The 24,107-nt window shown below is 59.5% G+C and carries 23 protein-coding genes; 14 read left to right on the top strand and 9 right to left on the bottom strand.

Going from position 1 to position 24,107, the window contains the following annotated elements; translation table 11 throughout:
* Position 1: 1 nt before the first annotated feature.
* Both B8783_RS12675 and B8783_RS12670 read right to left on the bottom strand, forming a co-directional pair.
* Positions 2–754: a hypothetical protein gene (locus B8783_RS12675; RefSeq protein ID WP_139792362.1), complete on the bottom strand. Its 753-nt coding sequence runs from the start codon at positions 752–754 to the stop codon at positions 2–4.
* Positions 755–856: 102 nt separating this feature from the next.
* Complete coding sequence (locus tag B8783_RS12670; RefSeq protein WP_084420476.1) at positions 857–2,485, bottom strand: cisplatin damage response ATP-dependent DNA ligase; 1,629 nt, start codon at positions 2,483–2,485, stop codon at positions 857–859.
* Between the two features lie 29 nt (positions 2,486–2,514).
* Here B8783_RS12670 and B8783_RS12665 point away from each other — a divergent pair, with 29 nt between their 5' ends.
* Complete coding sequence (locus tag B8783_RS12665; protein ID WP_199288161.1) at positions 2,515–2,664, top strand: hypothetical protein; 150 nt, start codon at positions 2,515–2,517, stop codon at positions 2,662–2,664.
* On the opposite strand, the gene B8783_RS12660 is transcribed toward B8783_RS12665, so the two are convergent.
* Positions 2,661–3,692 (bottom strand): ligase-associated DNA damage response exonuclease, encoded by a 1,032-nt coding sequence (locus tag B8783_RS12660; RefSeq protein WP_084422088.1) that lies wholly within the window; start codon positions 3,690–3,692, stop codon positions 2,661–2,663. The genes B8783_RS12665 and B8783_RS12660 overlap by 4 nt on opposite strands.
* 115 nt (positions 3,693–3,807) lie before the next feature.
* Between B8783_RS12660 and B8783_RS12655 the strand changes: the two genes are divergently transcribed.
* Positions 3,808–5,286 (top strand): serine hydrolase domain-containing protein, encoded by a 1,479-nt coding sequence (locus B8783_RS12655; protein ID WP_084420475.1) that lies wholly within the window; start codon positions 3,808–3,810, stop codon positions 5,284–5,286.
* Positions 5,287–5,351: 65 nt separating this feature from the next.
* A complete protein-coding gene (locus tag B8783_RS12650) occupies positions 5,352–7,901 on the top strand; it encodes a ligase-associated DNA damage response DEXH box helicase (protein ID WP_084420474.1) in 2,550 nt (849 codons plus the stop codon).
* Here B8783_RS12650 and B8783_RS12645 read toward each other — a convergent pair.
* A complete protein-coding gene (locus tag B8783_RS12645; protein ID WP_267889661.1) occupies positions 7,898–9,685 on the bottom strand; it encodes a long-chain-acyl-CoA synthetase in 1,788 nt (595 codons plus the stop codon). The genes B8783_RS12650 and B8783_RS12645 overlap by 4 nt on opposite strands.
* Before the next feature lie 135 nt (positions 9,686–9,820).
* Between B8783_RS12645 and B8783_RS12640 the strand changes: the two genes are divergently transcribed.
* The 4 genes from B8783_RS12640 to B8783_RS12625 all read left to right on the top strand — a co-directional run bounded on the left by B8783_RS12640 (position 9,821) and on the right by B8783_RS12625 (position 13,798).
* On the top strand, positions 9,821–10,702 hold the full coding sequence (locus tag B8783_RS12640; protein ID WP_084420472.1) for an acyl-CoA thioesterase: 882 nt from the start codon (positions 9,821–9,823) through the stop codon (positions 10,700–10,702).
* Positions 10,703–10,769: 67 nt separating this feature from the next.
* Positions 10,770–12,656 (top strand): ABC-F family ATP-binding cassette domain-containing protein, encoded by a 1,887-nt coding sequence (locus tag B8783_RS12635; RefSeq protein WP_084420471.1) that lies wholly within the window; start codon positions 10,770–10,772, stop codon positions 12,654–12,656.
* Between the two features lie 138 nt (positions 12,657–12,794).
* Positions 12,795–13,565, top strand: a complete 771-nt coding sequence (locus B8783_RS12630; protein ID WP_233355774.1) for a phosphodiester glycosidase family protein — start codon at positions 12,795–12,797, stop codon at positions 13,563–13,565.
* A complete protein-coding gene (locus B8783_RS12625) occupies positions 13,562–13,798 on the top strand; it encodes a DUF2164 domain-containing protein (RefSeq protein WP_084420470.1) in 237 nt (78 codons plus the stop codon). The genes B8783_RS12630 and B8783_RS12625 overlap by 4 nt, the downstream gene beginning before the upstream one ends.
* Before the next feature lie 20 nt (positions 13,799–13,818).
* Here B8783_RS12625 and B8783_RS12620 read toward each other — a convergent pair whose 3' ends face one another.
* Positions 13,819–14,031: a hypothetical protein gene (locus tag B8783_RS12620; protein ID WP_084420469.1), complete on the bottom strand. Its 213-nt coding sequence runs from the start codon at positions 14,029–14,031 to the stop codon at positions 13,819–13,821.
* 169 nt (positions 14,032–14,200) lie between these two features.
* On the opposite strand from B8783_RS12620, the gene B8783_RS12615 reads away from it, so the two are divergent.
* Positions 14,201–14,545 carry an ArsC/Spx/MgsR family protein gene (locus tag B8783_RS12615; protein ID WP_084420468.1) on the top strand — a complete coding sequence of 115 codons (345 nt, stop codon included), beginning with the start codon at positions 14,201–14,203 and terminating at the stop codon, positions 14,543–14,545.
* Here the strand turns inward: B8783_RS12615 and B8783_RS12610 are convergent, their stop codons facing one another.
* Complete coding sequence (locus B8783_RS12610) at positions 14,546–14,938, bottom strand: MAPEG family protein (RefSeq protein ID WP_084420467.1); 393 nt, start codon at positions 14,936–14,938, stop codon at positions 14,546–14,548.
* A 154-nt stretch (positions 14,939–15,092) separates the two neighbouring features.
* Here B8783_RS12610 and B8783_RS12605 point away from each other — a divergent pair, with 154 nt between their 5' ends.
* Entirely contained in the window at positions 15,093–15,965 is an 873-nt protein-coding gene (locus B8783_RS12605) for an EF-hand domain-containing protein (protein ID WP_084420466.1), read from the top strand.
* Positions 15,966–16,059: 94 nt separating this feature from the next.
* Complete coding sequence (locus tag B8783_RS12600; protein ID WP_084420465.1) at positions 16,060–16,608, top strand: pseudouridine synthase; 549 nt, start codon at positions 16,060–16,062, stop codon at positions 16,606–16,608.
* A gap of 129 nt (positions 16,609–16,737) precedes the next feature.
* Here B8783_RS12600 and B8783_RS12595 read toward each other — a convergent pair whose 3' ends face one another.
* Positions 16,738–18,465: an alpha/beta fold hydrolase gene (locus B8783_RS12595; RefSeq protein WP_084420464.1), complete on the bottom strand. Its 1,728-nt coding sequence runs from the start codon at positions 18,463–18,465 to the stop codon at positions 16,738–16,740.
* A 148-nt stretch (positions 18,466–18,613) separates the two neighbouring features.
* Here B8783_RS12595 and B8783_RS12590 point away from each other — a divergent pair, with 148 nt between their 5' ends.
* Both B8783_RS12590 and B8783_RS12585 read left to right on the top strand, forming a co-directional pair.
* Positions 18,614–19,366, top strand: coding sequence for a dienelactone hydrolase family protein (locus tag B8783_RS12590; RefSeq protein WP_084420463.1), 753 nt, complete (start codon positions 18,614–18,616; stop codon positions 19,364–19,366).
* A gap of 70 nt (positions 19,367–19,436) precedes the next feature.
* Positions 19,437–20,378 carry a hypothetical protein gene (locus tag B8783_RS12585; protein WP_084420462.1) on the top strand — a complete coding sequence of 314 codons (942 nt, stop codon included), beginning with the start codon at positions 19,437–19,439 and terminating at the stop codon, positions 20,376–20,378.
* A gap of 62 nt (positions 20,379–20,440) precedes the next feature.
* Here B8783_RS12585 and B8783_RS12580 read toward each other — a convergent pair whose 3' ends face one another.
* Positions 20,441–21,541 carry an alpha/beta fold hydrolase gene (locus tag B8783_RS12580; protein ID WP_084420461.1) on the bottom strand — a complete coding sequence of 367 codons (1,101 nt, stop codon included), beginning with the start codon at positions 21,539–21,541 and terminating at the stop codon, positions 20,441–20,443.
* 113 nt (positions 21,542–21,654) lie between these two features.
* Positions 21,655–22,416: an SDR family NAD(P)-dependent oxidoreductase gene (locus B8783_RS12575; RefSeq protein ID WP_084420460.1), complete on the bottom strand. Its 762-nt coding sequence runs from the start codon at positions 22,414–22,416 to the stop codon at positions 21,655–21,657.
* A gap of 167 nt (positions 22,417–22,583) precedes the next feature.
* Here B8783_RS12575 and B8783_RS12570 point away from each other — a divergent pair, with 167 nt between their 5' ends.
* Positions 22,584–23,003, top strand: a complete 420-nt coding sequence (locus tag B8783_RS12570) for a hypothetical protein (protein WP_084420459.1) — start codon at positions 22,584–22,586, stop codon at positions 23,001–23,003.
* 23 nt (positions 23,004–23,026) lie between these two features.
* Entirely contained in the window at positions 23,027–24,076 is a 1,050-nt protein-coding gene (locus tag B8783_RS12565) for a hypothetical protein (protein WP_084420458.1), read from the top strand.
* Positions 24,077–24,107 lie beyond the last annotated feature (31 nt).

Here is a 24,107-nt window from a genome sequence, read left to right as displayed (position 1 = left end):
ATTATTGAAATGCGGGCCGGGCGCCGTAGGCCAGGCGTCGCCAGATGACGTAAAGCCCGACCAGCCCGGCTGCCGCGGCAAGCCAGTGCATGTCGGTGCGGGTCCAATTGTTGAGGACGATCCCCGTCACCCCCCAGCCGAGCGCAGCGAAGAACCACAGCCCCCGGCTCGCCCGGGTCGCATACAGCCAGGCCAGAATGGCGAGTGACGCCAGAGCGATCCAGAGCGATATCCAGACCTGATCGGTGGGCCCGAGGTCCCTGATGGCGCGGACCAGTCGTGGCAATGAAATCGACACGGCCACAGCGGCCCAACCGGACAACAGCCCCGTCAGCATGCCGGCCAGCAATCGGCGTCCCGTGCCATCAAAGCCGCCCATCCGGTGCAAACGATGGCTCGCCTCCCATGAGAAAAGGAGGATTGGCAGCAGCAGGATAAGGTCGAGCGCGATATTGCCGATCAACTGGTTGGATACCATCCAGATGACGTTGCCGACGCCCGCAAGGACCAGCGGATGTGCCAGATGCATCTCGACATAGCTTGGCTTTAGCAGCGCGATGGCTGCAAAAATGAGATAGAGCGTGAAAATCACGCCCCAGATCGAGAAGAAGATGCCGGGTGGCAGTTCAGGCGGAATGCCTGTCTGTAGCGCGCGTTCGCCCACGCTCTCGCCAATGCCGAGGCTGGGAAGCGCGGGCGCCAAGAACTGGCCAATCGCAATCGCCAGAAGAATGAGGGCATTTTTCAAATTCATCTGCTGTCCGCTCCCGATATGGGCTGCCGGACAGTAATTGACCCAGAGACCCATGCTGGCAAGCCTGATCAAATAAAGGCTGCAAGCAAAGTACGTCGCCGACTATGGCTCGGGTGGTAACATTTTCTCGAGGGTTTCAAGCCAGTCGGCCTCTGCGGCGGGTTTGTCCCAGCGAATGCGGTTGATGCGCGGAAAGCGCATGGCGAGGCCTGACTTGTGACGCGGGCTGCGTTGCAACCCCTCAAAAGCGACCTCCAGCACAAGCCCCTTGTCCTCATTCGCCGTGACAGAGCGGACAGGTCCGAACCGGTCAATCGTGTTTTCGCGGACGAATTTGTCTAGCTGCTTCAGTTCTTCATCGGTAAAGCCGAAATAGGCCTTGCCGACGGGCGTAATCTCTCGGCCAGTCTCGCCCTCGCGCCAGACGCCGAAGGTGAAGTCTGAATAGAAACTGGAGCGGCGTCCATGACCGCGCTGCGCATACATCAGGATGGCGTCAATCAGGAATGGGTCGCGCTTCCATTTGTACCAGGGGCCGGTCGGCCGGCCCGCCTGATAGACGCTGTCCCACCGTTTCAGCATGACGCCTTCGATCTCAGGAGCGGGTGGATCATTCCGCGCAGCTTCAAGGGCTTCCAGCGTTGTGACGGGTACGAGCGGGGAGAGATCGACACGGTCGCTGCCGGCCTGTTCAACGAAGGCTTCCAGATGCTCGCGTCGCTGGCGGAAGGTCAGTGCACGAAGGTCTTCGCCGTTCGCATTCAGAAGGTCATAGGCGCGAATAAAGGCCGGGCGCGCCTCCATCTGTTTCTTTGTGACCGTCTTGCGGTTGAGGCGCTGCTGCAGATCATTGAACGGGGCGACATCGCCCGAGGGGGTGCGCACCAGCAATTCGCCGTCGATCGCGCCTTCGAAATTCATGCCTGCGAGCACGTCCGGGAAGGTGTGTGAGATATCATCGCCGGTGCGCGAATAGATGCGCCGCACGCCCCGCTCGCTGACGGCCTGAACGCGAATACCGTCATATTTCCATTCAGCCGCAAACACATCGCCGTCAATCATGGCCGGGTCGACGGCGTCCGGGTCGTCGCGCTTGTCCTTGGTGATCAGCGGATGGGCCAGCATCACAGGCCGGAACGGTGCAGCAATGTCCGGGGAAGGTTTGTCTGCCTTGCCCTCAAGCCAGTCGAACAGGGAAATGTAGGGCGCTTCCAGACCGTGCCAGATTTCCTCGATCTCGGCCGGCTCGACACCGCCGAACTCGGCCAGCGCCACTTTGGCGAGGCGAGCCGAAACGCCAATGCGGAGACCACCCGTCACAAGTTTCAGCAAGGCCCAGCGCTGGCGCGGATCAAGCATGTCGAGATAGCCAGCGACCATGCGCTCACCTTCGGCGCGGCTCGCGCCCATCAGCGCTTCGACCACGTCTTCGATCGGCGGGACCCGGTTGGCGCCGCGCTGGCCTGGCCACATCAGGCTGACGGTCTCAGCGAGATCGCCGACATAGTCGTAGGAAAGTCGGAACAGCTCCGGATCGACGCGTTCACTGATCAGTTTGCGGATGGTGCCGCCTTTGACGCCGGGCAGGTCCAGCTCCCCGGTCAGCACGGCCAGCGTCCAGCCGCGCGCCGGACTTACGTCACTCGTGAAGTAATTTACAAGCAGCGCGATCTTCCCGTTCCTCGAGGGGGTGAGGATCAGCCGTTCAAGAAGGTCGGAAAAGGCCTGCATGGTGAAACAGATAGGCGGGGGGATGCGTAATGACAGTCATGGATGTGCCGGAAGGGTTTGAGCGACACTTCAAGACGGACGGCTCGCTCTGCTTCACCGCAGCGCTGATCCTGGCGGATGGTGAACCGGTGTCCCGCGCCAGTGCGACGTTCAAGATTGTAAAAGCCCGAAAGCCCTAGTCGGCAGACTCATCATCATAACCGACAAGACGAAGCGGGCGGGCCTTGCGGCCGACCAGTTCGGCCCAGCGCACCAGCGCATCTTCGCGCCCATGGGTGATCCACAATTCTTCGGGGTCAACTTCTTCGATTGTCTCGGTCAGCTCGTCCCAGTCGGCATGGTCTGAGATGATGAGGGGAAGTTCGACGCCGGACTGCTTGGCGCGTTGGCGCACGCCCATCCAGCCGCTGGCAAAACAGGGCAGGGGATCGGGAAAGCGCCGGCCCCATTTGTCATGGAAGGAAGAAGGTGGGCCGAGCACGATTTTGCCGCGAAAGCGCTCCTGCGCACCGCGTTCCTTTGTGTCGAGCGTCGCAAGCTCCAGATCCCCCAGCCTGACGCCGTGATCCTCATAGAGCTTGCAGAGTTTTTCCAGCGCGCCGTGGATATACAGCGTGTCATGGTATCCGGCCTCACGCAGCAGCGCGATGACCCGCTGCGCCTTGCCGAGAGCGTAGACGCCCACAAGGTGTGTGCGCTCTGGAAACATCGCGACGCTATGGAGCAGTTTGGCGATTTCGCCGGCGCTGTCGGGGTGGCGGAAGACGGGCAGACCAAAGGTCGCCTCGGAGATGAAGACGTGGGTGTCCTCAACCGGTTCAAAGGCGCGGCAGGTCGGGTCGCGGCGGCGTTTATAGTCGCCGGTACATACCATGCGTAGCCCCTTCCACTCAACGACCGCCTGCGCAGAGCCAAGCACATGCCCGGCCGGCGAGAACCACACCGTGACGCCGTTGACTTCGACCGTTTCGCCATATTCGAGCGGCTGGCGTGACGCGGTAAATTCGTCGCCATAGCGAGACGCCATGATGGCGAGGGTTTCTGGCGTTGCGAGCACATGTCCGTGTCCGGCGCGCGCATGGTCTGCATGGCCATGGGTGACCACGGCCCGATCAACAGCGCCGCGCACCGGGTCGATGTAGAAGTCGCCAGGTGGGCAGTAGAGTCCCTTGGGTGTCGGTTTCAGCAGAAGGTCAGGGCGGATCATGACCTGAATATAGGGCAGCCGGTGGTGGCGGACATGCCATGTTTCTGCCTTTTCCGCGTGTGACACAGTCGCCAGCTGTTACGATCTGAGTTGAAAGTTCTGGAGCCTTCTCTTGATGCTACGTCACGTTCTGTCCGCCCTTCTGGTTTCGTTTGCTCTCGGCACGGGCGCACAGGCACAGGAAGGCGGGGAAACCGAGGTTATGAAGAAGGCGCTGGCGGCCGGCTACAAGGCGCTGTTCACCTGCTCGGGCACGTTCACGGCAGAACAGTCGCGCTCAGAAATCGAGTTCAATGAGCTCGATGGGATTTATGTCGATTATCGCGAGCCGATGCGCCGGGTTTCCGAAGCCAATATCAATGACCGTTCCCGCACCGTCGCTGTGCGCTACCAGAAGGGTGAGCCGCCACGCCTCGCCGCCTGGCGGGACGGGTTCGGATGTTCCCTGTTGCCGATTGGCGCGTCGATGGATGCGGTAGACTGGTTGCCCCGGTTCAGCGGTCCCAAGCCACGACAGACTGAAGATTCCTCGACCGCCATCGGGTCCGACGTCAATTTGATCGATACCAGTGCGTATTCCGAACGGCTAGAAATACCGGTCTCACGAGCGTTTGATAGCGAGACCTATGGCGAGGGCACCCGCACCAGTGCCGTGGTTGTTGTCCGCAAGGGCCAGCTTCTGTCGGAGCGCTATGCGCGCGGCATCGATGCGCAGACGCCGCAGCGGACATGGTCAGTGGCCAAATCCCTGACGGCGACTGTCATCGGCGCGGCTGTTCAAAACGATGTGCTCGACCTTGATCGCGCGCCCTTGCTGGATATCTGGTCCTCCCCGGCGGATCCGCGCCGTGAGATCACGCTGCGCAATGTCATGCAGATGGCGAGCGGCCTCGATTCCGGTGTCGCGGGAAATCGCACCGACCGGTCCTATTTTGGCGGCGCGCGCGTGCAGGACACAGCCTTCGTCAATCCGCTGGAAGTCACCCCCGGGGAGCGGTTCAAATACGCCAATAATGACACACTGTCAGCGATGCGTGCCTTGCGTGAGGCGCTCGATGATGACGACGCTTACTGGAAGTATCCGTATACGGAAGTGCTGATGAAAATAGGTGCCCTGAATACCACGCTGGAAACGGATTGGGCGGGCGACTTCATTTCCTCGAGCCAGGTCTGGATGACCGCGCGCGATATGGCGCGCCTCGGCCAGCTTTACCTGCAGGATGGCGAGTGGGGCGGTGAACGCATTCTGCCGAAGGGTTGGGCGAAGTTTGTATCCACGCCCGGCCCGGCCCAGCCGGACAGCTCAGAGCCAAGCTCATTCGGCTATGGCGCAAGCTTCTGGCTGATGGACAAGCATGAGGGCATACCGTCCGATACCTATGCGGGATTTGGCAATCGCGGCCAGTATATGATCATCGTGCCGTCGCTGGATGTGGTCATTGTACGCCGGGGTTTTGATCTGGCTGATGGCGCGCGCTTTGATATTGCAAGCTTCACGAAAGACGTTCTGGCTGCCATCGCGCTTGGCGATTCAGACCGACTTGACGCCCAACTCTCGGCGTCGGAAGCCGAAGCGATGCATAACGAGGACTAGCCGGGCAGCTGGTCCATGCGTTTGCCATCGCAGGATGGCGGTAAATGTCCTATCTGTGATGGGACATGCCAGATGCCGCCGCCCCCACATTCCAGCTGCCAGACCGGTTTCAGGACTGGTTTTCCGGGCGTGGCTGGCAGCCGCGCAAGCATCAGCTTGAGCTGGCCGAAGCTGGACTTGCCGGAGACAGCGCGCTGCTCATCGCGCCGACCGGGGGCGGGAAGACGCTGGCAGGGTTTCTCGCAAGCCTTGTCGAGCTGACGAACAAGCCGAAATCAAACTCCGGGCGTCCAGCCCTGCACACGCTGTATATCTCGCCGCTGAAGGCGCTCGCGACCGATGTTGAGCGCAATCTTAGAACACCGGTTTCAGAGATGGGCCTTGATATCCGCATTGAGACGCGGACCGGCGATACGCCATCCTCAAAGCGCCAGCGCCAGCGCGCGAACCCGCCTGACATCTTGCTGACGACGCCAGAACAGCTGGCGCTGCTGATTGCATCAGACCATGCGGACGAATTTTTCAGTGACCTGAAATGCGTGATCATCGACGAAATTCACGCCATCGCCGCCTCCAAGCGCGGTGATCTGCTGTCGCTCGGTCTTGCGACGCTGGCGAGTTGGGCGCCCGCCTGCCGGTTTGTCGGCCTCTCTGCCACGGTGCGTGACCCCGGCCTGTTGACGGGCTGGCTGGATGTTCGGGCGGATGCTGAACAGCCAAATGGCAAGCGCGGCGTGAAGCTGGTGCGGGCCGAAGGCGGGGTTGGTGCCAATATCGACATTCTGATTTCGCGTGAGCGCATACCCTGGTCGGGGCATTCTGGCCGCTTCGCGATCCCCGAAGTCTATGAGGCGATCCGCGATAGCGAGATGGCGCTGGTGTTCGTGAACACGCGCAGCCAGGCGGAGCTTCTGTTTCAGGAGTTGTGGCGCGCCAATGAAGATGCGCTGCCGATTGCGCTGCACCATGGCTCGCTTGCGGTGGAACAGCGACGGAAGGTTGAGGCGGCGATGGCAGCAGGCACGCTGAAAGGCGTCGTCTGTACATCCACGCTCGATCTCGGGATCGACTGGGGCGGGGTTGATCTAGTCATCCAGATGGGCGCGCCGAAAGGCGCTGCACGGCTCATCCAGCGCATCGGCCGGGCCAATCACCGTATGGATGAAGCGAGCCGCGCCCTTTTGGTGCCGACCAATCGGTTCGAAATCCTCGAATGCCGCGCCGCTGAAGCCGCCGTCGAGGCAGGCGAAATTGATGGCGAGCCGATGCGCGAGGGGGCGCTGGATGTTCTCGCGCAGCACATTATGGGCCGCGCCTGCGGCGTCGGGTTCAGGCTGGACGATCTCTTCGACGAGATCCGCCGCGCGGCGCCTTATAGTTGCGTCGATTGGGAGACGTTCGAGCGGGTGGTCGATCTGGTCGCGACGGGCGGCTATGCCCTGAAGACCTATGACCGTTTCAAGCGGATCGTGCGTGGTCGGGACAGTGTCTGGCGGGTGCGTACCATGCGCGATGCCCAGCAACACCGCATGAATGTCGGCGCCATTGTCGAAGCGCAGATGATGAGCGTTCGCCTTGCTAGCTTTCTTGGCAAGTCTGGGGAGCCGACGGGCGGGGTTGAGGCCTCGAAGGTGCGCGGAGAGCAAAGAACGCTTCGCGCGGGGCGGAAACTCGGGGAAATCGAGGAGTATTTCATCTCCACACTCACGCCTGGAGACACGTTTCTCTTTGCAGGGGAAATTCTTCGCCTGCTGGGCGTATCGGATCTCGACGTTCTCGTGACGCGCGCAAAAGCCGACAAGCCGGCCATCCCAAGCTATAATGGCGGCAAGTTTCCACTGACGACATTTCTGGCTGATCGGGTCCGTCATATGATTCATGAGCCGGACCAGTGGCGTGAGCTGCCGGATCAGGTACGCGAATGGTTCGAGATCCAGCGTGAGAAATCGGCGATCCCGCCGCCGGACCATCTATTGGTCGAGACCTTCCCCCGCGCGGACCGTCACTATCTGGTGACTTATCCGTTCGAGGGCCGGCTTGCGCATCAGACGCTCGGCATGTTGCTGACGCGTCGGCTGGAGCGGGCAGGGGTTAAACCGCTCGGTTTTGTCGCCTCTGAATATGCCATGGCTGTCTGGGCCATGGATGATATGTCGACCGTAGACATGGATGCGCTGTTCCATCCGGACATGCTAGGCGACGATCTTGAAGAGTGGCTGGATGAGAGCGCGCTGATGAAGCGAACTTTTGCCCAGTGCGCGCAGATTTCAGGCATGATTGCGCGCCGATTGCCCGGCAAGGAAAAGACCGGTCGGCAGATCACCTTCTCGACTGATCTCATCTATGACGTGCTGCGCAGCCATGAGCCGGACCATATTCTGCTGCAGGCTGCTCGCCAGGATGCGGCCACCGGTTTGCTGGATATCAGACGCTTGTCAGACATGCTCGTGCGTATACGGAGCAAGATCGATCACAAGCGATTGGACAAGATCAGCCCCTTTGCCGTGCCCGTCATGCTGGAGGTCGGCCGTGAGCCTGTCATAGGCGCCAGTATTACAGAAGCCATCATGCGCGAAGCGGAAATGGACATCATCCGCGACGCCATGGAGCGCTAGAATTTCTCGCCACCTGCGCTGATTTTCTTGAACCGTTCAGGCGTGAGCTCAACATATTTTCCGGTTTCAGGATCAGCGTACCAGACACGATCAGTTGATGCCGACGGGTCAAAACCCTGCTCGGCCAGTTTGCTCTTCTGGAATTTCAGCGTGCTGGTTGTCGTGGCTTCTTGCTGTTCGCGGATGAAGACCGGGATCGCATATTTCGGCAGGCGCGCCGACAGGCTGTCGAGCAAATCCTTATATTCCATATAGCCGCTGGTCGTGACGGACGCCATGCCAGCTTTTCCGTCCGTGCCCGGAATATGTACGCCGTAAACGTTTGCGGTACTGATGCCGGGCAGCTGGGCCAGCGCGTCGGCGACCTCATTGGTCGACACGTTCTCACCCTTCCAGCGGAAGGTGTCGCCGAGCCGGTCAACGAAGTAGATATAACCATGCTCGCCCTGGCGCATCAGGTCGCCGGTTCTGAACCAGGCATCGCCATCTTCGAAGACATTGCGCAGTGTCTTGGCGTCAGACGCAGAGGCGTCGTGGTAGCCTTCAAACCGTGTCGTCACATCATTCCCAATCCGGCCGAGCGCTTCGCCGGTTTCGCCCTCTTTGGCGCGGACGCACCAACCATTTTCGTCGCGGACCGGTTGCTCCGTTTCCGGATCAACTTTCATGAAAGCGATGTGGTCGAAGTATTTGGCCGCATACGGAGGAATGCGTCCGCAAGCGCCTCGCTGACCGTCAAAGTTCATGAGCTTCACATTGCCTTCAGTCGAGCCGTAGAACTCAATCATACGCTCGACGCCGAACCGGGCCTTGAACTTGTCCCAGATGTCGGGGCGCAATCCATTGCCAAGACCTTTGCGGACCTTGTGCGCCTTCTCCTTTGGATGAGTTGGCTGGTTCAACAGATAGCGGCAAAGCTCACCGATATAGACAAAACTGGTGACGCCATAGCGCGTGCAGTCGTCCCAGAAGCGGCTGGCGGAAAATTTGCGGGCGAGAACGATGGACGCGCCTGTATAGAGCGCGACACCGACAGCGCAGAGGCCGCCTGTGCCATGATAGAGTGGCAGGCTGAGGTACAGCCGGTCATCACGTGTCGCCGACAGAGGCGCGATGAAGGACCGCATCATGATGCGAACGCGCGCAATCGACATCTTCGCGGCCTTGGGAAGACCTGTCGTGCCGGACGTGTAGAGATAGAAGCCGATATCAGAATTGCTGAGATGCTCACGCACGCGGCGATGAGGCCTGATATCGGGCATGAGTTTGAGCTGAGCCGCCAGCGAAGAGCCGACAGACCCGCCAAGCGTGAAGACCGGATAGGCCGATGCAAGCTCGCCCATGGAGACGATCTGTTCGTCCTGTTCAGCGCCGGTAATGATCAGTTCTGGCTCTGCGATAGTGATTGAATGCGCGAGCGCATCGCCCGCCAGGTTTGTGTTCACCAGTGCGGGAATGACGCCGATCTTTGTCAGCCCGAACCAGATGGCGACGTATTCAGGGCGGTTTTCCATGAACAGCGCGACCTTGTCGCCTGCCTGCAGCCCCTCCAGCCGCGCCCAGTTTGCCACACGGTTGGCGAGCTTTTCCAGTTCGCCATAGGTCATCGTGTCGTCTTCGAAATAGAAAGCGATCCGGTCCGTGTGTGCGTCCACAACGGCTTCAAGATCATCGGCCAGAAGGTCTGGCGAGTCATTGGTGACCGGATCAATCCACTTCTTCGCGCGCAGCAGAATACCGACCGTTTGTAGCTCGCGCTTCATCGTGTTTAGCAAATTCATCAACCCAACGGCCTTGCCTTGTGGCGCGCACTGTCGGAGTCTCTTCTGTGGAGACGTTCAGTCGGCGCGCCTGTTTTCACATGCGGTTTCGAGTGATACTGGCGCGTGGTTAAGTTCCGATAGGAAAGAAGTTCGAAAATGACCGATGCTGTTACCGACCTGTTAGCACTTCTCGACGTGGAGCGGCTGGAGGTCGACCTGTTCCGCGGGTTCACACCAAAAGACGAAGCCAACCGCCCGCGCGTCTATGGCGGGCAGGTCATCGCGCAGGCGCTTGCGTCTGCCTATCGCACGGTCGAGGAGGATCGCAGCTGCCACTCGCTTCATGCCTATTTCATTCGGCCCGGCGATCCGAAAATACCGATTGTCTATGAGGTTGACCGCTCCCGCGACGGCGGCAGCTTTACCACCCGCCGGGTTGTCGCCATTCAGCATGGCCAGCAGATCCTCAATATGACGGCGTCGTTCCACGTGCATGAGGATAGCTGGAACCATCAGCACGAAATGCCAGAGGTAAAGCAGCCAGAAGAGCTGCAGTCCCGGCAGGAGCTGGCCGAAGCGTTTCGTGGAAAGATTGATGATGAACAACTTTCGCATTGGACGCGGCCTCAGCCGTTCGAAATGAAAGAGATCAGCGGGATCAACCCGTTCAAGCCCAAAGTGAAATCGGATGTGAACCATGTCTGGTTCCGCACAGACGGTAAGGTGGACGCGTCCCCGGCGATGCATCATTGCCTGGTGGCCTGGGCCAGCGACATGAATTTGCTCGGCTCCAGCCTGCGTCCGCACGGCCTGCACTGGACCACTCCGGAACTGATGACGGCGAGCCTTGATCACGCGATCTGGTTCCACGCGCCAATCCGGGCCGATGAGTGGATGCTGTATGCGATGGACAGTCCGCAGGCTGGCAATGGCCGCAGCTTTAATCGCGGCACGATCTTCACCCGCGAGGGCAAGCTGGTCGCGTCGACGGTGCAGGAAGGCCTGATGCGTAAGCTAAGGCCGCGCAAGAAGGACTGAGACAGACGGGCAGGGCGCAGCTTCTGCCATCTTGAATCCACAGGCCGCACCCCTTAGCAGCCACTCCATGCTGACGATTGATAATCTGACTTACCGGATCCAGGGCCGCACGCTGATGGAAGGCGCATCTGCGCGGCTTGCTTCCGGCTGGAAAGTTGGCCTGATTGGCCGCAACGGGACGGGTAAGTCGACACTGCTGCGCCTCATCCGCGAGTCCGAGACAGAGACTGACAGCGCCATCCGCATCGGCAAGGCGGCGAAGATGGGCTGGGTTGCCCAGGAAGTCGAAGCGAGCGACCGCACCTTGCTGGAAGAAACGCTCGCCGCCGACACAGAACGCGCCCGCCTGATGCATAAGTCCGAGACCGTGACGGACCCCGACGAGTTGGCCGAAGTTTTTGAGCGCCTGACAGCGACCGATGCCTGGTCCGGGGAATCGCGCGCGGCCTCTATCCTGACCGGACTTGGCTTCTCCCAGTCTGACCTGTCGCGGGCCTGCAAGGAGTTTTCGGGTGGCTGGCGGATGCGCGCTGCGCTCGCTGGCGTCCTCTTCGCTGAGCCCGACCTGTTGCTGCTGGACGAGCCGACCAACTATCTCGACCTTGAGGGCGCGGCCTGGCTGGAATCCTATCTGAAGACCTATCCGCACACGGTTCTGCTGGTCAGCCACGACCGCGAGCTGCTGAATAATGCGGTGACCCATATTCTGGCGCTGGAGCATCTGAAGCTCTTCGTGCATCCGGGCAATTATGACAGCTGGCAGCGCAAGCGCTCTGAGCAATTGGCGCAGGCCGAGGCCCAGAAGGCCAAGCAGGACAAGGCGCGCGCCCATTTGCAGAGCTTTGTCGACCGTTTCCGCGCCAAGGCCTCAAAAGCGACGCAGGCCCAGTCCCGTATCAAGATGCTGGAGCGGATGCAGGACATCGTCATTCCGCTGGAAGAGCGCACGCACGCCTTCGACTTCCCGGCGCCGGACGAACTCGCCTCGCCGCTCTTCGTGCTCGATGACGCCGACCTTGGCTACACGGCCGGCGAGCCCGTCCTGCGCGGGGTCAATCTGCGCGTCGACAATGATGACCGGATCGCCATTGTTGGCGCGAACGGGCAGGGCAAGTCCACGCTGGTAAAGTCCGTTGCCGACCGGCTCCCTCTGCTTGAGGGGAAACGCGTCGCCGCCCGCAAGATCGAGATCGGCTATTTCAGCCAGGACCAGCTCGACGAGCTTTCAGCCGGTCAGAACGCGATCGACCATGTTCGCCGCGTTCGCCCGAATGCCACCGAAGGCCAGCTGAGATCCATCGTCGCCAATATCGGCTTTGATCGCAGCAAGGCCGAGACGAATGTCGAAAAGCTGTCGGGCGGTGAGAAGGTCCGGCTGCTGCTTGGGCTGACCGCCCTGAAGAAGCCGCACATCCTGATCCTGGACGAGCCGACAAGCCACCTTGATATCGACTCCCGCGAGGCGCTGATCCATGCGTTGAACAATTATGAAGGCGCGGTCCTTCTGATTACTCACGACGTCTATCTGGCCGAAGCGACGGCTGATCGCCTCTGGCTGGTCAATCAAGGCCGCGCAGCGCCTTATGATGGCGATTTGTCAGACTATCGTCAGCTCGTCCTGGCGGCTGACAAGACGCGTACGGACAGCCCGAGCGTTGCAAGCAAATCAGAGCCAGCGCCGCCGCCCCCACCGCAGCGGTCCGAAACGGAAATTCGCCGGGCCACTGCCGATATCCGCAAGAAGATATCTGCGGCTGAGCGTGACATCGAGCGCCTGCGAAAGTCTCTCGACGCGCTTGATGCGAAACTGGCTGACGCTTCGCTCTATGACCGCGACCCGCAAAAAGCGGTGAACCTCGGTCAGGACCGGGATAAGGTGCAGGCTGAACTCGCCGTCGCTGAGGAAGCCTGGCTGAAGGCCAGCGAAGCTTATGAAATGGCGGCCTCTGACTGAATGTCATAATTGCGCCATCCCGATCGGTTGATTGAAGTTGCAAACTCTTCCATCGATGACGGCAGGACCTAAATTGTGTCTGGCGCGGTGGGTAATCTGGGCTGGTTGGTCGACAAGCTCAATTGAAAGGCAACAGGCGTGCTTAATCCGATTGCACCGGTCACCGCAGGGCTTTCACTTTTGCTTTTGGCGCTCGGGCTTTCGGCCTGCGATACGGCGCTCGAAGAGGCCTCAGGCGAAAACTGCCGTTCGCTCACATACAAGTCGAACCCTTATACGGTCTGTCAGTTTGATACGGCGACGGACGATATACGCTTGTTCCATGCCGGGTCAGATGGTCAGCCCTTCCTGCAATTCGACGCGCTGGCGTCGGCCCTCGAAGCAGAGGGCAAGACGCTGGTTTTCGCCACGAATGGCGGCATGTATCATGAGGATCGCCAGCCGGTTGGCTATCTGCGCACGCAGAATGGTGACCTTGCGACGGTCAACACCAATGAAGGCCCCGGCAATTTCCATATGAAGCCAAACGGCGTGTTCTGGCTTCAGGATAACAAGGCGGGTGTCACCGTTTCAGAAGATTATATCGAGCTGTCGCTTGACCCCGATTATGCGACCCAGTCCGGGCCGATGCTGGTCATCGACGGAGAAATTCATCCGGACATCAATGAAGACGGCACCTCGCGCAAGCGGCGCAACGGCGTCGGCGTGGCCGAAGATGGGCAGACCGTCTATTTCGCGATTTCAGATACGCCGGTCACGTTTCATGACTTTGCGAGCCTGTTTCAGGACAAGCTGAAAACCCCGAACGCCCTCTTCCTCGACGGACAGGTGTCGCGGATGTACGCGCCAGCCATGGGTCGCGATGAGGCGGGCCTCGACATGGGGCCGATTGTCGGTGTTGTGGAATGAAAAAGCTGACGCTGACAGATGAGCGCCGTGACGCGCTGGTCAGTCAGGTCCAGTCGCTGTTCTCGATAGAATTTGATGAAACGCTCAGCGAGTTTCGCGCCAATGCGTTGATAGATGTGATGCTGGGCTCACTTGGTGCGACGGTCTACAATCAAGCCGTTGCCGATGTGCGCGCGCACCTTCAGTCTAAACTGGACGATCTCGACGGCGAAGTGTTCGCCGACGAGACCTGATCCAGCCAGATTACATATTTTTAGTCGCCATCTCTCAGATCGTCGATAGCCTGGTCGGTTTCGCGGGCGATATCGCGTGCGGCTTCACCTGTTTCGTCGGCTGCTGCGCCAAGCATGACGTCCATGCGCGCGCCTGCGGCTTCGAAGGAGCCGTCCGTAAACCGGAAGAAGAGCAGTACGGCCAAAAAGATAACGGCGATCAATACGATCAGCCCTGAAAGAAATCGTCCCATTATAAAAAGTCCTCAATAGTCCACCGTGCAAATTGCCACCCGCAACCTGCTTCACTCAGCTTGATAACCCTTTCGTAAGGTTGCGGTTCCGCCCAGGGTCTGGAAAGGAACCGTCAGGCCTGTCTTGCGCTGGTCTCATATACGACAAAACTCGGCAAGGAGAAATCAAATGGCCAATCTGACGCTTTACGGCCTGAAGAATTGCGACACGTGCAAGAAGGCCATGAACGCGCTCGACAAGGATGGTCATGATGTTGTGCTTGTCGATATTCGCGCCGACACCGATCTTGAAGAGAAAGTGCCCCAATGGCTGGCTGCTGTTGGTTCTGACAAGCTCGTCAACAAACGGTCGACAACGTGGCGCGCCTTAAGCGACACGGAGAAATCGGAAGTTGAGCAAGGCAAGGCGGCAGATTTGCTGATTAGCAATCCAACGCTCATCAAGCGCCCGGTCATCGAAACGGGCGCTGACGTTTACGTTGGCTGGACAGCCGATGTGCAGGCTGTCTTCTGATTAGAAGACGGCAAACCACACACACGCAGCACCCGTCACCAGCATTACAAGCGCCGTGCCGAGCGTGCCGAACATGCGGCCTTTGCTGGCGCCGCTTGTAGACCCAAGTCCGGCTGCGTGAAGAATACGGCTGATCAGAAGTGCGATGCCGAGAATGTGGATGAGCAGGACGGGTGCGGACAGAAAGCCCAGCCCCAGAAGACCGATCAGCGTGACCGGAACGTCTTCAACCGCGTTTCCATGAACCCGTTGCATGCGCTGCAGCCGTTCATTCTGGCCGTCTCCGAACATGACTTTCTCGCCGACGCGGACCCGGCCAACATTTACTTTTAAAAACATGAAGAACAGCACGAACAGGCCAGAATAAAGCACGGCCGCTTGCATGGATGTCATTTTATTAGTCCTCCCAGACCCCCTTATCCCGCCGACGATCCTGCGGGTATTTCCATTCTATCGCACAGGGACTCCTGGCTGCGCAACGCGGTTCATTCCGGAACAGGTCATAGTCTCACCCGTTGATCCTGCACATAACTTCAGGAGAACCACCATGAAACGGCTTCTTACCGCCCTTGCGGCGACGACCGCCCTCGCTACCCTTCCGGCTATCGCCGAAAATCACATGGAATCCGCCGATCAAACGGAAACTATGGATCATGAGATGACCGACCATAACGGGTCGGAAGCAGAAACGACGACCGAAGCAGAAACGACTGTCGAAGTCGAAACTGACGCCGACGTAGAAACCACTGAGACCGCTGAGGCGCCAGACGTTGAGGTCGAGACCGAGACGACAGCGCCAGAAATGGAAGTCGAGACGCCAGAGCCAACTGTCGAAACCGAGACAACGGTAGAGCCGGAGGTCACGGTGCCGACGGTAGAGCCAGACGTCAGTGTTGAGACGACCACAACCACACCTGAGCCCGAGGCCCCTGCGCCTGAGGCAGACGTCACGGTGAGCACTGACACGCCAATGCCGGACACCGACACGGATGTGACGGTTGAAACGGAAACGACCGTGCAGGAGCCGGAAACGACGTCCACTTCCGAAACGATGATCGTCCCAGCACCAGAAGCGGCCGTCAGCACCGAAACTGAGACAACTGTGACGGCTGAGCCTGAAGTGGCTGCGGATGCAGCGATCGAAGAGGCAGAGACCGTCGCCGACGCAGCGAAGGATGACGCCGACGAGTTTATCGAAAAAAGCTCCACGTCCGTGCCGGGCACTGATGTGACCGCCAAGAAAGCCGTTCAGGTTTTCCTCGCCATCGATACCGAGAATGATGGTAAAATCACCGAGCCAGAGTGGGTCGAATGGCAGAGCAATGAGAACGCCAATAACGCCCTGTTCGCCGATTTTGACCTTGATGGCGATGGCGACATCGAGCTGAGCGAATATCTGATGAGCTATTCAGGTTCGTAAGCTGAATTGAAATTGATATGGAAAGCCCGCCCTTATCCGGCGGGCTTTTCTTTTGGACTTGTCAGACCGCCATTGAGGCGGGCATCTCCCTTCCATGCTTATTGCTTTCAACAAACCGTTCGGGGTCCTGTCACAGTTCACTGATAAGGGACTGGCAGGGTCAAAACGCCCGACCCTGTCCAACTACATAGACCAGGCTGGCGTTTATCCGGCCGGGCGGCTGGACCGCGACAGTGAAGGTTTGCTGCTGCTCACTGATGACGGCAAGCTTCAGGCCCGGATCGCTGACCCCAAACACAAGATGGAAAAAACCTATTGGGCGCAGGTTGAAGGTGTTCCGGACGATGAGGCGCTGGAAAGCTTCCGCAAGGGCCTGATGTTGAATGATGGGCCGACCCGCCCGGCCGGCATTCAGCGCATGGACCCACCCGAAGCGCTGTGGGAGCGCGACCCGCCGATCCGCTATCGCAAATCCGTCCCCGATTGCTGGCTTGAGGTGCGCCTGCGCGAAGGCAAGAACCGGCAGGTCCGCCGTATGACGGCCGCCATCGGCCACCCGACACTGCGTCTCATCCGCTACAGCATTGGGGAGTGGTCGTTAGAGGGGCTAGCGCCGGGTGAATGGCGGGAAGCTAGTCTTTAAAAACGACGGCGCAGGGATGCCGGTTATCTTTTTTCCGGATAAAATCTGCAGACGTAACCCGTCAGGGTGATGCCGGCCCCGTCAGCTCTGATCTATTGTGATTACTTCAGTTCATGCTGGCAAAGGCTGCTAGGGGTTTTCTGCCCGCCCCGATACCACCGCCGCATCGTCAATTGCATCGAGTATGAAATTGGCGACGCGTAGTGGCTTTTGATACAGCATGATCGCGCCGGCGCCTGGTTCGGTTTCGAACCGGGCGCCGCGCAAATCTGAAACGAACTCCCGTACCGCATCCGGGGCCAGGATCGAGCATTCCTCGGGTTGTAGCCAGTATTGCGGCGAGATCACGTTCTCCGTGTCCGGCAGCCAGTCCGAATGCTTCGATTTCTCATCCAGATAAAACGGCAGACCATCCTGCTCACAGGCGTGAAACGTGCCCCTGGCATGCAGGTCCATGACGCCCGGCATGTGCAGGGCGCTCATGTCCACCTGAGACCTGGTGTACCGGTCGAAGAGAAAGGCTCGGACGCCCTTCTTCCTGAAACTTCGCAGGCCGAGGGAATTGATCATCTTGAGCAGTGCCGGTGCGTGACGCGTTGCCATCGCCGCATAACGCACGCGGCGATCCATTCTGGCATAGTGCTCCTCGCGCAGCGGGATCCCACCATTGATGAAGATCAGAGACTTCGCGCGCGCCCCAATCGCATTTGCGATCCGGAAGGCGTGACTGGTGCCAAGTTGGTGCCCGACAATGTGAACATCGCTGACCCCTTCGGCGTCGAGCACGCAAAGTGCATCCTCTATCGTGTCGGCGCCGAAGGTTTCGGCTGAGCGGGGCGGATCGGTATATCCGTATCCCGGCCGCGATGGCGCGAGCAGTCGGACGCTATTCTCAGAAAGCTGACGCAGAAATGCAGGGGCAAAATAAGGCCCCTGGATCAGCGCATGTGAGAAGAGAAGCGTGGTCCTGGCACTGTCCGGGCCATGCTTGTAATAAGCAATCTTGCGGCCATCACGGACGATATATGCCACAGACTCCACGGGCGTCGTCCAGCTGTCCAGGTCTGCCTGCTCACGGTCCGGCAGCTTACGCAGAAGGTAGGCAACGCTCGCTGCCAGATGCACAACATCCGTCATCCGCGCGCAGCCGGTTTTGCGAAGAATGGTTTTGGCCTGAGCCTTGACCGTCTCGGGAGAACGGCCCCGGTCGTCGGCAATTTCGCGCGGCGACCGGTTATAGAGATTTCCGTGCAGGACTTCTGTCTCCGACGCAGTCAGTCCAAGGGCTTTGCCGAGGCGGCTGATCAGGGCCTCTGACCAGTGAATGAAGGACAGAGAGATACGCGTTTCGGTGTCTTCGTCCTGCCCGCGCTGGACAAGGGCAAGGCAGGGCCGTGGCTCATCGCCTTCAACCGTTGCCAGCACGATGAGGTCTTCGCTGGCTGGGCGCGTCAGGCAATCGCTTATCCGGGACAGGGCTTCATGGTCGAAGGGGAGCTGGCTTAGCGGACATGGCAGGTCGCAGCCAAGTAAGGCGACCGCCGCCTCGTTGCCGTGAACGGTGAGGGTGCCCGGGGCAATGCGAAGAACGCTGTGGTAGCGCGCCTCCGTCTCTGCCTCCTGGGCTTCAGCTTTCATGGCGACATCGAAAATGCGCTCAAGGCGGCTGGTATGATCTTCCAGCCCTTTGGGCGTGAAAACTTCGATGCCTGCGGGGACCTTTCCGGTTTCAGGATCAGCGCAAAAAAAATCGTGCGCAGCATCGAGAAAACTTTCGAATCCCTCGCTTTCCAGCGGTATTTCATATGCGCGCCCGAGAAGTTCGAAATAGCGCGCCTCTGCTGTAGGCTCGGTCATGAAAATGCTAAAACCTGCTGTCCCTACTGCAGGATGCAGCACTGACGGGGCCGATGGCAAGATCGGTTCCTCATCTGGTTCGCATTTGGCGGAGAAGACGTGCGCCCTAGCTCAATGTTGGAGCAGACACAAACAAAAGGAGACCGCCATGCGTTATCTCACACTTCTTGCCGCTTCGACGGTTGTTTCGTTGACCGCCCAGGCTGGCGAGGTCATCGATTATTCAGTGAATGGCGAGGCCTATGAAGGCTATCTCGCTGAAGCCACCCGGGAGTCCAAAGGGCTTGTCGTCATCATTCACGATTGGGGCGGACTCGATGACTATGAAAAGACCCGCGCCGAAATGATCGCCGATGCGGGCTATGACGCCTTCGCGATTGACCTCTATGGCGCAGGCAACCGCCCCGACACAACCGAGGCCCGCAAGGAGCAGGTCGGCAAGCTCTACAACAACCGTGAGCTGATGCGTGCGCGCATCCTTGGCGGCATTGAGCAGGCCCGCGAAGCTTCAGGCGAGAGTGATGTGATTGTGATGGGCTATTGCTTCGGCGGCGGTGCCACACTGGAGCTCGCCCGCTCAGGTGAAGGCGAAGACATTGCAGGCTTTGCGACCTTCCATGGCAGCCTGGATGCTCCAGAAGGCGCAGACTATTCGGCGACATCGGCACCTGTCCTTATCATGCATGGTGGCGCAGATACCGGCATTCCAAACGCGCTCGCAGCCAACACCGCCGACATGCTTGAAAAGGCCGGCGCCACTTATGAAGTGCAGATCTATTCCGGTGCCCCGCATGCCTGGACGGTGTTTGGCTCTGATCGCTACCAGGCGCTTGCCGATGAGCAATCCTGGGATGCCTTCATGGACTTCACCGATCGGTATCTTGGCGATACCGAGAGCTGATCAGTCAGTTCAGCCAATTTGATTGCGTCCTCTGAAGGCTGGAGTAGTCTCGGGCGGTGGAGGACGCAACATGTTGAAAATGATGATGGTCGCGCTTGCTTTGAGCGCGGTCCAGCTGGCTGCGAGCGCGGAGACGCCCGCGCCTGCGCAAGACTGCCCGGAAGATGCCTTCCAGCAACTCTATGCTTTGCGGGCGGGCATGATGAGTGGCGAGGCACTTAAGCCAAGCGTCATCTTCGCATCAGCCAATGCAGGCGTGACCCTGTGCCCTGATAATTCTGCCATTCAGGGACTGTCGAGCACCATCTTCGCGATCCTTGCCGACGCGCTTAGCGGCGCTGATGCCGAGACCCGCGAGACGGTTCTGAACGCCGCCTACAATGCCGCGCTCGCCAATAGCCGGACATTCTCGATGGTGGCACCTTCACCGAAGGTGCGGTTTTCAGATGGCAGCGAGCAGAGCGTTTATCCCTATAATGAGGTCAACACCTACCTTGAGAATGTGGTCTTCACGCAGTTTCTCGACCTCCACCTTGCCGGCAGGCCGCAGGACATCCTGTCAGACAATGCGCTGGACGAATGCCCCTATGGAGAAGAGCAATCTCGCGCCCGGGTGGAAGCAGATTCATGGCGCAAGGCGATCGACGCGCGCGGCTCCCGCTCGCAGGCGGAAGGCGCAGCTGGTTTTGCAGGTATCGAGGCACGACTATTGGCGCTCGCCGAGGCGTGCCCGTCCGAGAAGCCGGCAGTTACTTTCGCACTGGCTGAAATCAACAAAGACGTTGCTGAGGCAATCATCGAGCAAATTCCCTACGGCAGGTTGAGCGGTGATGAGAGATCGGAAGCGCTCGCACGCGCGCTCGCCCACATCGAAAGTGCACGGCGCCACTATACTGCATTCGGCCACATGAAGGTCACTGACAGTCGCGACGAGCTCAACGCCAGCTACGTCCTGGGTCGACAGAGAAACCTTCTGTCAATGAAGCAACGGATCGAGGACTTCGAAAACTAGGAGGTGCTTGGCGTTTCGATGCCAAATGGCCGGGGCAGAGACACCGCCCCGGCAGATTGGGTCTAGTTCGCGCCGCTAGCGATCTTGCTGGTCGGTACGCTCACCATCAGCTTGACGATTTCTTCGGTTACTTTCGGCTCAAGCCCTTCGGTGTGACCTTTGCCGCGGCGAACCACATCGGCGACGACACGCCCGTCAGCGCAACCGGGGTAGACGTAAAGATCAGCTTCGCCCGCGCGGGGCAGCAAGCCCCAGACCGGGTTCGGGTTTTCCTGGCTGCTGGCATCGTAGACATAGCCCGGCTCGGTATCGGTGATGACCGAGGCTTCGCGGGCGTCACAGCTATACTTTTCAGCCCAGACTGACGTTTCAGGCAGGGACACGATCTCAAGCTCGCCAGTTTCGTAGATATGGCTGAAGTCGCAGTCAGGAATGACTTCCGGCGGGAACGCAGGGCGGTTGCGCATCACTGCTTCCATATCCGGGCGATAGAAGTCTGGCGAAAGCTCGGCCCGGCCAACGCGGCCACCCGACAGGCTCAACATACCGTCGACCTTGTCTTCAAAGAACGGTGTGCAAACGAGGCGCCGTGAGGTGATGCCGCCCTGCGAATGTCCGGCGAGCCAGAATGAGGCGATGTTTTCCGCGCCAATCTCATCGATCAGCGAGGACACGATGGTCTGTAGGTGCTCATCATCGGTCTGCGCCCACATCTGGGGCGGCGCGTTCGGCGTGACGACTACGAGGTTGTAGTCATCTGCATAGTCGAGGATAGGGAAGTAGTGGCGTTGCCAGTTCCCATAGGATCCGGCGCCGTGCAGGTTGAGCACCAGATTGACCGGTTCGCCCTTTTTCAGGTCGCAGGAATAATCGAGATAATAATTGCGGTCCGTTTCGGGGTTCACCGCCGGGCCTTGCTCGATAACGAGGGCGCCGCAGTCCTCGCCGCGCGTGCAGCGATCAACAGGCGGCGGCGTACAGGCGGCTGCGCTCAGCACTAGCTGTTCTGTTGCTTCCACTGTGTCTACCGGCGTCTGCTCGGCTACTTCAACAGGTGTCGTTTCGGCGTTATCGGTGGCCTTATCCGCGGTTCCGCAACCGGCCAGTGCAAGAATGGCCCAGCTGGCCCCGACCAAAAGCGCGCCTCGATTGAATGATGTCATAGTATCCTCCCTGATCACCCCAAATTATGGTGGCTCAAGATGGATATAGCGCACTCACCCCAAGTCAAAGAGAATCTTGTCGAGCCAGTTGCGGATGACCCGCCGGGGCTGACCTAGCCGTCAAAATTTGGTTGGCCGTTCGAGGCTGTCAGGCCGCCATCTACGGGCAGAATGACACCCGTCACAAAGCCCGCATTCGGCCCTGCCAGAAACGCGATGACACTGGCCACTTCTTCCGGCTCGCCCGCGCGCTTCATCGGAATACGGTTGCGCACCATCGCCATCTTTTCGTCGTCGGAATGGATGCCTTCAGCCATGCTCGTCTTTGTGACCGATGGCGCGACGGCATTCACGCGCACACCGTGCTTGCCAAGATCCAGCGCCATGGCGCGTGTCATGTTGGAGACGGCACCTTTCGAGGCGTTGTAGCCAAACATCTTCCAGTCACCGCCAAGCCCCGACACGGACGAGACATTTACGATGGAGCCCTTGGCCTCCTTCAGATGCGGGGTCGCGGCCGTCACTGTGTTGAAGATGCCCGTCACGTTCACTGACATGATGAGCTCGAAAGCTTTCAGCGACAGCTCCCCCGGTTCGCCCATCCGGGCGACGCCGGCATTGTTCACGAGGCAATCAATCGCGCCAAAGCGCGAGAGGGTCTCGGAGATGAGATGCGCCACATCATTGGCATTGGCCACATCGCCATCAACGACCAGCGTGCGATCGTCTGGCAAATCCTTGGCGACATTATCGAGCTTCTCGCGCGTGCGGCCATTCAGAACGACGTTCCAGCCATCGGAAGAGAAACGCTTTGCGGTCGCTTCGCCAATACCGGATCCGGCGCCTGTCACGATGACGGTTTTTGGATTGCTCATGAGATGCTCCTTCAAAGGGCTAAAAAGTCTGCTCCTTAACGAATGATCGGTCACAACCTGCGTTCCGACGCGCCCGCAGTTTGTTCGGCGTGACCCTTCGGGGGGATGTTCGAGTGCACGAGGAGGACATAGATTTGCATCATCAACAGCTTACGAAGGACCGACCCATGTCTATCCGCTTCGCTTTGACCATCATCGCCGCGGCAATGCTTGCGCCGCTGGCCGCCTCCGCCATGACCTATGAAGAGGCCAAGGCCATCGGCGTTTCGCCCGTTACCGGCTCTGAGATGCTGACCTGCGCCAATTACTGGGATGCCTGGGCCGATAGTCTCAATCCCGATTTCTATGGCGAAGGGTCGGGCATATGGACGGCAAGTTTCATTGAGAAGCTCCATCCGGAGGTCCAGTTGCCCGCCGCGCGGGAAACCTCAGACTACTGGTTCGCAGCCGCTAGGGCCGAGTATGAGAAATATGATGACGTCGCTGGCTATGAGGCGGACGTCGCGGATCTGCATGAATATTATGTAGCAGGACTCGACCATCACAAGTTCATGCAGCTTCTGGGTGAATGCGCGCGGCCGGAATAGGCCGGCCATTGCAGGGGAAAGACATGATGATTCAAAAGAAACGACCGCTGACATTTCTCGCAGGAGTTGCGGTGCTCATTTTCATCGCCTCGCAGCCTGCGATGGCAGAGGCTGAGCCCGCCTCCTGTCCCGATGACATGGAGCAGCAGCTCTATGACATGCAGGGCCGTATTGAACGCGGGGAGCAGAGGGAGGTTGATCCGGTGATCGACCTGGCCCGGCTCAGCGTCGAGTCCTGCCCCGGCCGTGCGGATGCGCAGGCCATGGCGTCATACTTGCTCCGCATAGCCGTGCAGTCCGTCCCTGAAACCGACCGGATCGCTGATCTGCTGACCCTGCTCCACATGGCGATCAGCCAGAATGATATCGCGGCGAATAAGGGCACGGAGACCTTGAAAGTCAGAACACCGAGCGGCGAAATGGTGAACTATTTCGGCTACGGCTATGCCACCGCAGCGCTGACCGATACGCTGATCCCGGCCCTGATCGCGCTCGGACAGCGCGACGTTGTCCATCCGCTGATTTCAGGTGCACCGCTCGAGGCGTGTCCCTATGCCACAAGTCGCTATGGCGGCGGGTCAAGCCGGCTCATGGATGAGCTCAAACTATGGAGCCGCGCCACGGACGGGCAGGAAGGCAAGCCGGTTCATACATGGGCACAGAACCGGCTGGAAGCGCTCCGTGCCGCCTGTCCGGACTTCGCGGTCGAAACGAATTACGCTCTGGCGCGGCTCTACGGGACCGTCGCCGTGCGCATGACCGACTGGAGGATGGACTTGCAGGAAACCTATTATGGCCCATCGGAACATGTCTATTCGCTTCCCGCCATGACGAAAAAAGAACTGGACAAAAAGGAGTATGAGGCGGCGAAAGCCCAATATGACGAGCGCGCCCGGCCGTACGCGGCAAAAACGAAACTGCACCTCGACGCCTATCGCGCCGCGCTGCGCGCAATCGAGGACTATGACGAGCGGTCAGACCGCGTGGATCGCCTCAGCTATACGCCCTTCGAAGGAGCCAGCGTCATGATCGACTCCTGGGAAAAAGCGATCGAAAGCGTTGAGCAGCCCTAGCGGCTGACAACGTTCCCGGTCTGACAGGGTC

The organism is Henriciella litoralis, from assembly GCF_002088935.1.
Classification (GTDB): domain Bacteria; phylum Pseudomonadota; class Alphaproteobacteria; order Caulobacterales; family Hyphomonadaceae; genus Henriciella; species Henriciella litoralis.
The sequence above is the reverse complement of the archived record's forward strand: the minus strand, read 5'-3'. Positions and strand labels throughout refer to the sequence as shown.